The following is a 12,345-nucleotide window of genomic DNA, read 5'->3' as shown; positions in this document are numbered from 1 at the left end:
ATTGTCAGCCGTGCCGCCAGACCACCAGCCCGACCGCGACACCGGGCCCAAACTCGACCAGGACACCGGGCGCAGGCTCGATCGTGACAGCGGGCGCGGGCTGGCGCACGAGCTCGTCGAGCGGCTCAAGGCCCGCATCCTGGCCGGGGAGATCCAGCCCGGCCAGAAGCTGCCGACCGAGTCCTCCCTCATCCAGGAGTTCGGCGTGAGCCGTACCGTGGTCCGCGAGGCCGTCTCGCGGCTGCAGGCCGCGGGGCTGGTGGAGACCTTCCAGGGGCGCGGGTCGTTCGTGCTCGCGCTGCCCGCCTCCACGGCCTTCTCCGTGGAGGCGTCCGGCATCCGCACCCACCGCGATGTGCTCGACATGATCGACTTCCGGATCGGCGTCGAGTCGGAGGCGGCCGGGCTGGCCGCGGAGCGCCGGACGGACCTGCAGCTCAAGGCGGTCGAACGGGCCCTGGTCGACCTCGGGCGCACCGGCGAGCAGCCGGGCAACGCCGTCGAGGCCGACTACGCCTTCCATCTCAAGATCGCGCTCGCGTCGGGGAACCGGTTCTACTCCGACCTGCTCGCCTCGCTCGGGCCGATGATGATCATGCTGCCGCGTACGCGACTGCCGCACGTCTACACGGTGTCCGACGCCACCCACTTCACCAGGGTGACCCTGGAGCACGAGAACATCTACCGCGCCGTCGCCGACCGGGACGCCGCGGCGGCGCGGGCGGCGATGCGGCTGCACCTGTCCAACTCCCGCGCCCGCCTCCAGGCGCCCTAGAGGGCCGGCCGCGACGCCATGGCCGGCGCTCCAGGCGTCCCGAAGGGGCCCGGAGGGTCACGTCACCAGCGGGCCGTGTTCGGGGTGAAGTCCGGCACGATCGACCGCATGTACGCGGTGTCCTCCCGCCCCCGCTGCCCGCACTTCACGTACTGCTCGTGCAGCCCGGCCAGCGCGTCCTCGTCCAGCTCCACGCCCAGCCCGGGCCCGGTGGGCACGGCCACGCTCCCGTCGCGGAACTCCAGCGCCCCCGGCTTGACGACCTCCTCCGTCTTCCACGGGTAGTGGGTGTCGCAGGCGTAGGTGAGGTTCGGGGTCGCCGCCGCGAGATGGGTCATGGCGGCCAGGCTCACGCCCAGGTGCGAGTTGGAGTGCATCGACAGCCCCAGCCCGAACGTCTCGCAGATGCCGCCCAGCAGCGCCGAGCGGCGCAGCCCGCCCCAGAGGTGGTGGTCCGACAGCACGACCTGCACCGCGTCGGCGGCGACGGCCGGCTTGAGGTGCTCGAAGGCGATGACGCACATGTTCGTGGCCAGGGGGATCGACGTCTGCCGGGAGACCTCCGACATGCCGGGGATGCCGGGCGTCGGGTCCTCCAGGTACTCCAGCACGCCCGACAGCCGCTCGGCCGCCTTCACGGAGGTCTCGACAGTCCAGGCGCCGTTGGGGTCGATCCGCAGGGCGTGGCCGGGGAAGGCGGCGGCCAGGGCCTCGACGGTCTCGAACTCGTGGCGGGGCTCGTACACGCCGCCCTTGAGCTTGAGCGCGGTGAAGCCGTACTCGTCGACCATCCGCCGCGCCTGGGCGACCAGCTGCTCGGGCGTGCGGCCCTCGCCCCACGAGTCGTCGTCGTGGCCGGGGTGGCCGGCCCACTTGTAGAACAGGTAGCCCGAGTAGGGGACGCGGTCGCGTACGGCGCCGCCGAGCAGGTCGCTGACCGGGCGGCCGAGCGCCCGGCCCTGGAGGTCGAGCAGCGCCACCTCGAACGGCGCCACCACCGTGTCCACGGCGCTGGAGACCTCCAGCATGCCGCCGAAGCTGGCGCCCGCGCCGCCGGTGCCCTCCCCGAGCGTCTTCACCACGATCGCGCGCAGCGCGTTGAGGTCGAACACGTCCGCGCCCGGCAGCGCGGCGGCCACCGCGCCGAGCCGGTCGAGGTGGGACTGGTCGGCGTACGTCTCACCCAGGCCCACCAGCCCGGCATCGGTGTGCACCTGGACGATCGCGCGCAGCACGTACGGCTGGTGCACGCCCACGACGTTGAGCAGCGGCGGGTCACGGAAGGCGACCGGCGTGACGACCACCCTGCTCACCCGCCCGGCCTCGCGCGGGCTCACAGCTCGGCTCGCACGGCAGGCGCCTTCACGCTGAGAACGGGCACGCTGGCCTCCATGAGGATCCGCTGGGCCTCGCTGCCCAGGATGAACTTGCCCACCAGCGAACGATGCCGCAGCCCGATGACGATGAGCGTGCCGCCGCATTCTCTGATCAGTTCTTCGAACGTCCCGGGCAGGTCGTCGTCGTGCAGCGGCTGGCGCAGCTCCGCGTCCACGCCGGCCTCCCTGGCCCGCCGCAGCAGCTCCGTGCCGGCCGCGTCGGAGATCTTCCGCTCGTCCACGGGCGCGCCCCGCCGGGGGGAGTTGACGATGATCACGCGCTCTCCGCGCAGCCTGCCCTCGCGCAGGCCCGCGTCGACGGCGGCCTCGCCCTCGGGGGTCGGCAGGTAACCGACGAGGATGGTCATGTGATCTTCTCCTCCACACGATCGGGGGTCTTGCGGCGCAGCGCCTTGCGGATGAGCGGCCAGGCCGCGACGATCACGACCAGCGCGAGCACCGTCCCGGAGATGGGGCGGGTCAGGAAGCCCGCCGGATCGCCGCCGAAGATCAGCAGCGACTGCCGCGACGAGTTCTCGATCATCGAGCCCAGCACGAACGCCAGCACCAGCGGCCCCGGCTCGAAGCCGAACTTCTTCATCAGGTACCCCAGCACGCCGAACACGATCACCAGGTAGATGTCGTATGCGGAGTTGTTCACCGTGTACGCGCCCAGCAGCGTGATGAGCACCGTGATCGGGGCGAGGATCGCCGGCCGCACCCGCAGGATCCGGACGAACACCCCGACCATCGGAATGCTCATGATCAGCAGCAGGATGTTGCCGATGTACATCGAGTTGATGACGCCCCAGAACACGTCCGGATGCTCGGTGACCAGCTGCGGCCCCGGCTGGATGCCCTGGATGAGCAGCGCGCCGAAGATCAGGGCCATGGTCGCGTTCGCCGGGATGCCCAGCGTCAGCAGCGGGATGAACGAGGAGGTGGCGGCGGCGTTGTTGGCCGTCTCGGGCGCGGCCACGCCCTCGATCGCGCCGCGGCCGAAGCGCTCGGGCTGCTTGGCGCGCCGCTTCTCCAGCGCGTACGCGGCCAGCGAGGACAGCACCGCGCCACCCCCGGGCAGCACGCCGAGGACGAACCCGATCAGCGACCCGCGCCCGATCGCGCCCTTGGCCTGCCCGAGGTCCTTGCGCGACGGCCAGACGTTGCCGACCTTGGCGGGGGAGTGGACCTGGTTGTGCCGTTCCTCCAGGTTGTAGAGGATCTCGCTGAGGCCGAACAGGCCCATGGCGATCGGGATGAAGTCGATGCCCTCGGCGAGGTTGAGGCTGCCGAAGGTGAAGCGCTCGGCGCCGGTGAACGTGTCGCGGCCCACGGTCGCGAGCAGCAGGCCGATGCAGGCGGCGATGATGGCCTTGAGCCGGTTGCCGTTGCCGACCGAGGAGATCAGCAGCACGCCGAGGATGCCCAGGGCGGCGTACTCGGGCGGGCCGAAGTCGAGCGCGAACCCGGCCACGACCGGGGCGACCAGCGTCAGGGCCAGGATCGAGACCGTGCCGCCGACGAAGGAGCCGATGGCCGCGATGCCCAGCGCGGTGCCCGCCCGGCCCTGCTTGGCCAGCGCGAACCCGTCGAAGACGGTCACCACCGAGGACGCCTCACCGGGCAGGCGGAGCAGCACGGAGGTGATCGTCCCGCCGTACTGGGCGCCGTAGAAGATGCCCGCGAGCATGATGATCGCCGACACGGGGCCGATGCCGTACGTGATGGGCAGCAGGATCGCGATCGTCGCGCCGGGGCCGAGGCCGGGCAGCACGCCGATGAGCATGCCGATGATGACGCCGATCAGGCAGTAGAGCAGGTTGGCCGGTTCGAGGACGACGCCGAAGCCGTCGAGGATCGGGGAGATGTCCATGTGACTTTCTCAGATGAGTCGCGGGAGCGGGATCTGCAGCAGCAGCACGAAGAGCACGTAGAACGCGGCCACGGCGCCGACGCTGATCACGATGGACGAGCGCCACGACTCCCTGCCCAGCCAGCGCAGCCAGACGAACATGAGCAGCAGGGAGGGGATCTCGAAGCCGATCACCGGCAGCAGAGAGGCGAGCCCGACCAGCGTCACCAGGCCGACCACGGTGAGCAGGCTCGACCGGGAGAACCGCTCGGTGTCCTGGAGCCCGCGGCCGGTGAAGGCCAGCGTCGCCGACAGCACGATGATGATGACGCTGATGGCGAACGGCCACAGGCCCGGACCCGGCTGGGTGAGCCGCCCGAGACCGAGCGTGGACGACACGACGACCCCGAACACGCCCGCGGCCAGGGCCACCAAGGCCGCGCCGAGCTGCGCGTACGGGCCCGCGTGCGGCGGCCTGGCCTCCTCCAGCTCGGCCTGGAGCCGGTCGGCCTCGGCCTGCAGCACGTCGGCGTCGTCCAGCGGCGGCGCACCGGGCGGATCCGGCTCGGGCCGGGCGGTGGCGGGCCGGGTGGGATCGGGCCGGGTGGGATCGGGCGGGGACATGCACACTCCTTAGCGGGGGCCGGAGGTAGCGGTCAGCCGGCCAGGCTGATGCCGAACTTGTCCAGCTGCGCCTTGTACGTGGTGGAGTCGTTCTGCAGCGAGGTGAGCACCTCCTGCGGCGCGACCTCCATCGGGGTGAGCGAGTTCTGCTCGTTGAACTTCTTGTACTCCGGCGTGGCGAACACCTTCTTCGCGGCGTCGAGCAGCTTGGTCTTGACGTTCTCCGGCGTGCCCTTGGGCGCGGTCAGGAAGCGGTACTGCGTCACCAGGACATCGAAGCCCTGCTCCTTGGCCGTCTTCACGTCCGGCAGGTACGGGATGCGTTCCTGCGAGAAGACGGCGAGCGGGACGAGCTTGCCGGCCTTGACGTTCTCGATGGCCTCGCCGATCTGCATGGTGGAGACGTCGACCTGGTTGCCCAGCAGGGCGGTCAGGGCGGGCGCGCCGCCGTCGAACGGCACGGCCGTGGCCTCGATGCCGGCGGTCTTGAACGTCAGCGCCGAGGCGAGCTGCGCGCCGGTGCCGACGCCGGTGGTGCCGTAGCGGATGGTCTTGCCGGCCTTCTTCATGTCCTCGATGGACTTGTAGCCGGACTCGGCGTTGGTCGCCATGACGTAGTCGTCGCGTGAGATGCCGGTGATGACGTCGAACGAGTCGATCTTCGTGGCCTCGGCGGCCGACACCGTGAGCGGGGTGATCGTGAAGAGCGAGGCGTTCTGCACGGCGATCTTGTAGCCGTCGGGCTTGGCCGACTGCAGCTCCTTGGCGTTGAGCGCGCCGTTGGCGCCGGGCTTGTTGAGCACGGGCGCGGAGACGCCGAGCTCCTTGGCCATGCCCTGGGCCAGCGCCCGGGTGATGAGGTCGGTCGAGCCGCCGGCGGAGGCGCCGACGCTGAACTCGATGTTGCCGGTCGGATATTCGCCGTCGCCGCCACCGGAGGAGGTCGTCTTGACGCCGCCACACGCCGTCAGTGCGATCGCGGCGGCAGCGCCGGCGACGCTCACGAGGATGCGGCGGGAGGCTGGCCGAGATGTCGGCATTGACTTCTCCTTTGCCCGGGCGGAAAGCCGCCCGTGGTGTGCTATGGAGCGGAGTGAGGGGGTTGCGTAAGGTTACGGCAAGGTTTCCGCTCGTCAGTCCCCGGAGACTATGGACGTGCCTCGATGCCTGTCCAGGCTTAATTTGGTATCGAATGATACTCTACGCGCATCATGCTAACACTGGATCAGATCCGGGCTTTCGTGGCGGTCGCCGAGGAGCTGCACTTCGGCCGCGCGGCCGACCGGCTGCGGATGACCCAGCCGCCGCTCAGCCGCCACATCCAGAAGCTGGAGCGCTCGGTCGGCGTGGTCCTGCTGGAGCGTGACAACCGGCGCGTGGTCCTCACCGACGCCGGCCGCGCCTTCCTGGACGACGCGCGGCGCATGCTCTCGCTCGTCGACACGGCCGGCGACCGGGCCCGCCGGATCGCCAGCGGCGCGGCGGGCACCGTACGCCTCGGGTTCACCGCCGTCTCGGCGATCAGCATGCTGGGCGCGCTGCTGCGGCGGCTGTCGGAGCGGCTGCCCGAGATCGACGTCATCCTGCACGAACGGGTGACCGCCGGGCAGGTGGACGGCCTGCTGCGCGGCGAGCTCGACCTGGGCCTGGCCCGCCCGCCGTTCGACATCGCCACGCTCGACTCCCGCGTGGTCTTCCGCGAGCCGCTGTGCGCGGTGGTGCCGGCCGGGCACCGGCTGGCCGAGCTGGGGCGACCGCTCACGCCCGACGACTTCGACGGCCTGCCGGTGGTCAGCTACAACCCGGTCCAGTCGCGTTACTTCCACGAGCTGACCGTCCGCTTCCTCACCAACGCCCACCCGCGCATCGAGCAGCAGGTGCACCAGATCCTCACCGCCGTGCTGCTGGTGGCGGCCGGCCGCGGCGTCGCCCTGGCCCCGGCCAGCGCGCGCTCGCTCGGCGTGGACGGCGTCTCCTTCTGCGACCTGGTCCGCGGCGGCGGCGACCCCCTCGACGACGGCGGCGGCACCGGCGAGCCCGTCGAGCTGCACGTCATCTGGGACCGCACCTCGACCAACCCCGCGCTCGCCCGCGTGCTGGAACTGCTGCCCGATCTGGGAGCATGATGCCCTGGGGGTATCACCGGATTCAGAATCGCACTTGGACAGGAATTGTCCCACCTCCTTAGCCTGGCGAGCGTCAGACCTTACCGGCGGTGCGGGGGAATCCCACAGCCGCATGTGAAGCGAGGAGCGCCCGCGATGCCCAGTTACTCCCCACAAGAGCTCGCCACGCGGCTCAAGAGCGGCCTGCTGTCCTTCCCCGTCACGCATTTCACCGCCGGGCTGGAGTTCGACGAGGCCGGTTACCGCGATCACCTGTCCTGGCTGAGCGGATACCCGGTGGCCGGTCTGTTCGCCGCCGGCGGCACCGGTGAGGGCTTCTCGCTGACCGCCGCCGAGATCGACCGGGTGGTACGGGTGGCGGTGGACGAGGTGAACGGCAGGCTCCCGGTCGTGGCCCCCGCCACCGGCGGCACCGCGAACGCCGTGGCCCAGGCGAAGGCCGCCGAGGAGGCCGGGGCCGACGGCGTGCTGCTGATGCCCCCTTACCTCACGGAGGCCGGTCAGGAGGGCCTGATCGAGCACGTCTCCGCGGTCTGCGCCGCCACCGGCCTGGGCGTGGTCGTCTACAGCCGGGCCAACGCCGTGCTGAACGACCGCTCCGTGGCCGCTCTGGCCGAGCGGAACGAGACGCTCGTGGGCTTCAAGGACGGCGTCGGCGACATCGAGAACCTGACCCGCATCTACGCCGCCGTCGGCGACCGCCTGGCCTACATCGGCGGCCTGCCCACGGCCGAGACCTTCGCGCTGCCGCTGCTGCAGCTCGGCATGAGCACGTACTCCTCGGCGATCTTCAACTTCGTCCCGCAGTACGCGCTCGACTTCTACGCCGACGTCCGCGCCCAGGACCGCGAGGCCGTCTACCGGCGCATCCGCGAGTTCGTCATCCCCTACCTCGACATCCGTGACCGGATGAAGGGGTACGCTGTGTCGATCATCAAGGCGGGCCTGACCGCCGTCGGCCGCCCGGCGGGGCCGGTGCGCCCGCCGCTGCAGAACCTGAAGGACGGCGAGCTGGCCGAGCTGACCGCCCTCATCAACAAGATCAGCTAGGGGCGGGGCGCATGTCACCCACCATCCGGAGCGTCGAGGTCGTCCCGGTCGCCGGGTACGACAGCATGCTGCTCAACCTCAGCGGCGCGCACGGGCCGTTCTTCACCCGCAACGTCGTCATCGTCACCGACTCGGGCGGCCGCACCGGGCTGGGCGAGGTGCCCGGCGGCGAGGCCATCCGCGCGACCGTCGAGGAGGCGGCCGATCTGCTGACCGGCCGGCCGGTGGCCCGCTACCGCACGCTGCTGCGCTCGGTCGCCGAGCGCTTCGCCGGCCGCGACGCGGGCGGGCGCGGGCAGCAGACCTTCGACCTGCGCACCACCGTCCACGCCGTCACCGGCCTGGAGTCCTGCCTGCTCGACCTGCACGGCCAGTTCCTCGGCCTGCCCGTGGCCGACCTGCTCGGCGAGGGCCGGCAGCGCGACCGGGTGCCGATGCTGGGCTACCTGTTCTACGTCGGCGACCCGGGAAAGACCGACCTGCCCTACCTCGTGGACGACGGCGCCGGCGACCGCTGGTCCGAGCTGCGCCGCCGCGAGGCGCTCACCCCTGACGCGGTGGTCGCGCTGGCCGAGGCCGCCCAGGAGCGCTACGGCTTCACCGACTTCAAGCTCAAGGGCGGCGTGCTGGCCGGCGAGGAGGAGATCGAGGCGGTCACCGCCCTGGCCCGCCGCTTCCCCGACGCCCGCGTCACCCTCGACCCCAACGGCGGCTGGCTGCTGGCCGACGCCGTCCGGCTCTGCCGGGGGCTCGGCGGCGTCCTCGCCTACGCCGAAGACCCGTGCGGGGCGGAGGGCCGCTTCTCGGGCCGGGAGACCATGGCCGAGTTCCGGCGGGCCACCGGGCTGCCGACGGCGACCAACATGATCGCCACGGACTGGCGGGAACTCGCCCACGCCGTGCGCTCGGACGCCGTGGACATCCCCCTCGCCGACCCGCACTTCTGGACCATGGCCGGGTCGGTGCGGGTGGCCCAGCTCTGCCACGACTTCGGGCTGACGTGGGGATCGCACTCCAACAACCACTTCGACATCTCACTCGCGATGTTCACCCACGTCGGGGCCGCCGCTCCGGGCGAGATCACGGCGCTGGACACGCACTGGATCTGGCAGGACGGCCAGGCGCTGACGACGAAGCCGTTCCAGATCAGCGACGGCGCGATCGACGCGCCGACCACGCCGGGGCTCGGCGTCGAGCTGGACCGGGAGGCGCTGGACCGGGCGCACGAGCTCTACCTGCGCCACGGCCTCGGCGCCCGCGACGACGCCGTGGCCATGCGCTACCTGGTGGAGGGCTGGGTCTTCGACCCGAAGCGCCCCTGCCTCGTGCGCTGAGACTCGAAAGCTGACGGCTCGAAAGCTGACGGCGCAGAAGCCGGCGGCTCAGAAGAGGGTCAGCGGCTCGTCGGGGCTCTCCAGGGGCATCGGCTCGGGCAGCGGGGCCAGCGCGGGGACGCGGGCGCGCACCTCGTCGTGGAACCGGCGGGCCAGCCGCGGCGCCTCCGCGTTGTCCGGCGTGTGCACGAACACGGTGGGCGAGCGCCCCTCACGCAGCCACTCCGCCACCGTGTCCACCCACGGCCGCCAGCCCTCGACCGTCCGCTCCTCGTCGTCGCGGCCGAGGTAGCGGACGATCGGATGCCCGGTGAGGGCCCGGCTGCGCCGGGGCACGCGCGGCTTCTTCGTCCAGGCGTCACGCTCGGCGTCGCTGGTGGGCGGGCTGGCGAACATCACGGTCGTGTCGAACGGGACCCACTCGGCCGACACGGTGGCCAGCACCCGCTCCAGCAGCCGCGCCGAGCGCTCGTCCGCGAAGAAGGCGCGGTGCCGGACCTCGACGGCGTAACGGTGCCCGCCGGGCAGCGCGCGCAGGAACGCGGCCAGGGCGCCCACGTCGGCGGGGGAGAAGGAGCCGGGAAGCTGGATCCAGAACGCGTGCACGCGCGGGCCCAGCGGCTCCATGACGTCCAGGAACGCGGCCACGTCCGCCTCGGCGCCCCTGAGGCGGCGTTCGTGGGTGATCGGCTTCGGCAGCTTGATCACGAACCGGAAGCCGGGATCGGTCTGGGCCGCCCAGGACTCCACCGTCGCCCGTGACGGGGTCGCGTAGAACGTGGTGTTGCCCTCCACGGCGTCGCACCAGCTCGCGTAGCCCCGCAGCCGGTTGGCCTGGTCGAGGTGGCCGGGCAGGAGACGTCCGCGCCAGCGCGCGTGCGTCCACATCGCGCATCCCACGTGAAGCCGCATGGATCCGACGTTAGCCGAGATCCTGCGACGGGACGCCGGGGCACTGACGGACCGGCGTCCCCGGCCGTCGTAAGGTGGGCGCATGGGCATGATCGGGACGGTCGGGCTGGTGCTGCATCCCCGGCGCGACTCCAAGCAGGCGATCGACACCATCCTGCGCTGGGCCGCCGGCAAGGGCGCCACCGTGCTCGGCCTGCCCGAGGAGGTGGGGCGCATCGACTGCACCGCCGTGCCGGTCGACGCCGCCAGCATGGTGGAGCGGGCCGACCTGATGGTGGGGCTCGGCGGCGACGGCACGATGCTGCGCACCATGCGGCTGCTGGCCGGGCGGCCGACCCCCATCCTGGGCGTCAACCTCGGCCGGCTCGGCTTCCTGGCCGAGATCGACGTGGACGAGCTGTCCGAGACGCTGTCGGCGATCGACGCGCACGAATACTCCATCGAGCCGCGCATGGCCATCCGCTGCACGGTGGCGGGCGCGAGCATGACGGCCTTCAACGACATCGCCCTCGTGCGGACGCCCGGCGACGGGCTGGCCGGAGTGTCCGTCACGCCGTCGGGCAGCCCCTTCGTCCGCTACGCCGCCGACGCCGTCATCGTGGCCACCTCCACCGGCTCGACCGCCTACAGCTTCTCCGCCGGAGGGCCGATCGTCTCGCCCAGGGTCGAGGCGATCCTCGTCGTGGCCGCCGCCGCCCACTCCTCCTTCAACCGGGCCCTGGTGCTGCCCGCGGACGAGGAGGTGACGCTGCAGGTGCTGTCGAGCAGCGGGCGGCTGGCGGTGGAGGTCGATGGAGCGGTGATGGGCCATCTGTGCCCCGGCGACAGCCTGACGGTCACCGCCTGGCCCGGCGCGGCCAACGTGGTCCGGGTGGGCACCACCTTCTACGAACGCGCCCGGCGCAAGCTCCGGGTGGACGGCAGCGCCGAGGCCTACTGACGCCGGCGGGGCGTGAAGAAGCCGGTGTCGTCCGGCTGCGGCGCGAAGAAGCCGTCGTCTTTCTGCGGCGCGAAGAAGCCGTCGTCGTCGTCCTTCCGCGCCCGCCGATGCGAGCCGGCCCGTTCCCTGGGAGGCTCCTGAGGTTCGTCGGGCGCGGACTCGGGCAGGTCGCGGTGGCGGGAGGCCGTCAGCGCGGCCAGGGCCGTGGTGATGGGGACGGCCGCGATGAGGCCGAGCGTGCCGACGATGCTGCGGACGATCTCCTGCGCGATGACCGGCGTCGTCATCACCTCGCCCAGCGGCTGCCGGCCGATGCTGAACAGCAGCAGCAGCGGCAGCGACGCACCCGCGTACGCCAGGATGATCGTGTTGATCACCGAGGCGATGTGCGCGCGCCCGATGCGGCCGGCCGCCCGGTAGAGGCGGGCGAAGCCGTAGGACGGGTTGGCGCGGGCGAGTTCGGCCACCGTCACCGCCTGGGTGACCGTGACGTCGTCGAGCACGCCGAGCGCGCCGATGATGATGCTGGCCAGCAGCAGCCCCTGCGTGTCGAGGGACAGGCTCATGTCCAGCGCGAGCGCGCTGTCGTCGGTGATCCCGTTGAGCCGGGCGAACCCCAGCGCCCCGTACGACAGCACCCCCGTGAGCGCCAGGCTGGCCAGCGTGCCCAGCACCGCCACGGACGTGGACAGCGAGAACCCGTGGGTCAGGTAGAGGACCGCCAGCATGATCGCCGCCGCCCCCACGATGGCCACCAGCATGGGCGGCCGTCCCTCCAGGATCCCGGGGATGACGAACGTGAGCAGCAGCACGAACGTCACCGCCAGCCCCACCAGCGCCGTCACCCCGCGCCAGCGCCCGAACGCGATCACCGCCAGCGCGAACGCGGCCCCGAACAGCCACAACGGCATCGCCCGGTCGTGGTCGGAGAGCTGGTAGGCCCCGTCCGGCCCGCGCAGCAGGATCACGTCGTCGTGCACGGTGAACCGCTGTGCCCCCGGCCCGCCGGGCAGCCGCAGCTCGACGTCCTTGCCCGCGTCGGGACCTTCGGAGACCTTGACGACGGCCCGGCCGCAGGTGGCGGGGTCGGGCGCGGGCAGCCCCTCGGAAGGCGCGGGGCAGCGGCCGAGCGTGACACCGACGACGGTGCCGGTGAGCCGCTCGACACCGGCCTCGGCGGGGACGGTGTCCTTGCCGCCGTCGGGCCACAGCCACAGCAGCGCGGTCAGAGTGACGACGGCCAGCGGCACCAGGACGGCCAGACCGGCCACCACCGTGCGCCGCGAACCGGGTACGGCGGTGCCGTGGACGTGATTGGCGCCCATCGCGTGAAAGGTCCTCCTCGGCTGACGACGC

The 12,345-nt window shown here is 71.8% G+C and carries 12 protein-coding genes; 5 read left to right on the top strand and 7 right to left on the bottom strand.

The genetic code is table 11. The features are described 5' to 3' along the window. Window positions 1-10: 10 nt before the first annotated feature. A complete protein-coding gene (locus OIE67_RS26845; RefSeq protein ID WP_326644992.1) occupies window positions 11-775 on the top strand; it encodes a FadR/GntR family transcriptional regulator in 765 nt (254 codons plus the stop codon). Between the two features lie 62 nt (window positions 776-837). On the opposite strand, the gene OIE67_RS26840 is transcribed toward OIE67_RS26845, so the two are convergent. From OIE67_RS26840 to OIE67_RS26820, 5 genes are read right to left on the bottom strand one after another with little or no spacing between them, the layout of a single operon-like run. Continuing rightward, window positions 838-2,112, bottom strand: coding sequence for a glucarate dehydratase family protein (locus tag OIE67_RS26840; protein ID WP_326644990.1), 1,275 nt, complete (start codon window positions 2,110-2,112; stop codon window positions 838-840). Continuing rightward, window positions 2,109-2,519, bottom strand: coding sequence for a universal stress protein (locus OIE67_RS26835; RefSeq protein ID WP_106245271.1), 411 nt, complete (start codon window positions 2,517-2,519; stop codon window positions 2,109-2,111). Before OIE67_RS26835 ends, OIE67_RS26840 begins: the two co-directional genes overlap by 4 nt. After that, entirely contained in the window at window positions 2,516-4,024 is a 1,509-nt protein-coding gene (locus OIE67_RS26830) for a tripartite tricarboxylate transporter permease (RefSeq protein WP_326644987.1), read from the bottom strand. The genes OIE67_RS26835 and OIE67_RS26830 overlap by 4 nt, the downstream gene beginning before the upstream one ends. Window positions 4,025-4,033: 9 nt before the next feature. After that, the gene (locus tag OIE67_RS26825) at window positions 4,034-4,627 is read right to left on the bottom strand and encodes a tripartite tricarboxylate transporter TctB family protein (RefSeq protein WP_326644985.1); all 594 of its coding nucleotides are present in this window, start codon (window positions 4,625-4,627) and stop codon (window positions 4,034-4,036) included. Window positions 4,628-4,659: 32 nt separating this feature from the next. Then, window positions 4,660-5,667, bottom strand: a complete 1,008-nt coding sequence (locus OIE67_RS26820; protein ID WP_326644983.1) for a tripartite tricarboxylate transporter substrate binding protein — start codon at window positions 5,665-5,667, stop codon at window positions 4,660-4,662. A gap of 171 nt (window positions 5,668-5,838) precedes the next feature. On the opposite strand from OIE67_RS26820, the gene OIE67_RS26815 reads away from it, so the two are divergent. The 3 genes from OIE67_RS26815 (at window position 5,839) to OIE67_RS26805 (ending at window position 9,137) form a co-directional block, all read left to right on the top strand. Further along, window positions 5,839-6,753 (top strand): LysR family transcriptional regulator, encoded by a 915-nt coding sequence (locus OIE67_RS26815; protein ID WP_326644981.1) that lies wholly within the window; start codon window positions 5,839-5,841, stop codon window positions 6,751-6,753. 135 nt (window positions 6,754-6,888) lie between these two features. Then, window positions 6,889-7,803 (top strand): 5-dehydro-4-deoxyglucarate dehydratase, encoded by a 915-nt coding sequence (gene kdgD, locus OIE67_RS26810; RefSeq protein WP_326644979.1) that lies wholly within the window; start codon window positions 6,889-6,891, stop codon window positions 7,801-7,803. A gap of 11 nt (window positions 7,804-7,814) precedes the next feature. After that, window positions 7,815-9,137, top strand: a complete 1,323-nt coding sequence (locus OIE67_RS26805) for an enolase C-terminal domain-like protein (RefSeq protein WP_326644977.1) — start codon at window positions 7,815-7,817, stop codon at window positions 9,135-9,137. Window positions 9,138-9,185: 48 nt separating this feature from the next. Here the strand turns inward: OIE67_RS26805 and OIE67_RS26800 are convergent, their stop codons facing one another. Next, window positions 9,186-10,049 carry a DUF72 domain-containing protein gene (locus tag OIE67_RS26800; RefSeq protein ID WP_326644975.1) on the bottom strand — a complete coding sequence of 288 codons (864 nt, stop codon included), beginning with the start codon at window positions 10,047-10,049 and terminating at the stop codon, window positions 9,186-9,188. Between the two features lie 82 nt (window positions 10,050-10,131). Between OIE67_RS26800 and OIE67_RS26795 the strand changes: the two genes are divergently transcribed. Beyond that, a complete protein-coding gene (locus tag OIE67_RS26795) occupies window positions 10,132-10,989 on the top strand; it encodes an NAD(+)/NADH kinase (protein WP_181307907.1) in 858 nt (285 codons plus the stop codon). On the opposite strand, the gene OIE67_RS26790 is transcribed toward OIE67_RS26795, so the two are convergent. Then, entirely contained in the window at window positions 10,983-12,314 is a 1,332-nt protein-coding gene (locus tag OIE67_RS26790; protein ID WP_326644973.1) for a YibE/F family protein, read from the bottom strand. The two genes, OIE67_RS26795 and OIE67_RS26790, sit on opposite strands and share 7 nt — an antisense overlap. Window positions 12,315-12,345: the final 31 nt, after the last annotated feature.

It is taken from the genome of Nonomuraea fuscirosea (assembly GCF_035917475.1).
GTDB lineage: Bacteria > Actinomycetota > Actinomycetes > Streptosporangiales > Streptosporangiaceae > Nonomuraea > Nonomuraea fuscirosea.
This window is presented reverse-complemented; position numbering and strand designations above follow the sequence as displayed.

Coding starts and splice junctions, on each gene's coding strand:
- OIE67_RS26835 (WP_106245271.1), bottom strand. CDS start 2,519: ATGACCATCCTCGTCGGTTACCTGCCGACCCCCGAGGGCGAGGCCGCC.
- OIE67_RS26830 (WP_326644987.1), bottom strand. CDS start 4,024: ATGGACATCTCCCCGATCCTCGACGGCTTCGGCGTCGTCCTCGAACCG.
- OIE67_RS26825 (WP_326644985.1), bottom strand. CDS start 4,627: ATGTCCCCGCCCGATCCCACCCGGCCCGATCCCACCCGGCCCGCCACC.
- OIE67_RS26820 (WP_326644983.1), bottom strand. CDS start 5,667: ATGCCGACATCTCGGCCAGCCTCCCGCCGCATCCTCGTGAGCGTCGCC.
- OIE67_RS26815 (WP_326644981.1), top strand. CDS start 5,839: ATGCTAACACTGGATCAGATCCGGGCTTTCGTGGCGGTCGCCGAGGAG.
- kdgD (WP_326644979.1), top strand. CDS start 6,889: ATGCCCAGTTACTCCCCACAAGAGCTCGCCACGCGGCTCAAGAGCGGC.
- OIE67_RS26805 (WP_326644977.1), top strand. CDS start 7,815: ATGTCACCCACCATCCGGAGCGTCGAGGTCGTCCCGGTCGCCGGGTAC.
- OIE67_RS26800 (WP_326644975.1), bottom strand. CDS start 10,049: ATGCGGCTTCACGTGGGATGCGCGATGTGGACGCACGCGCGCTGGCGC.
- OIE67_RS26795 (WP_181307907.1), top strand. CDS start 10,132: ATGGGCATGATCGGGACGGTCGGGCTGGTGCTGCATCCCCGGCGCGAC.
- OIE67_RS26790 (WP_326644973.1), bottom strand. CDS start 12,314: ATGGGCGCCAATCACGTCCACGGCACCGCCGTACCCGGTTCGCGGCGC.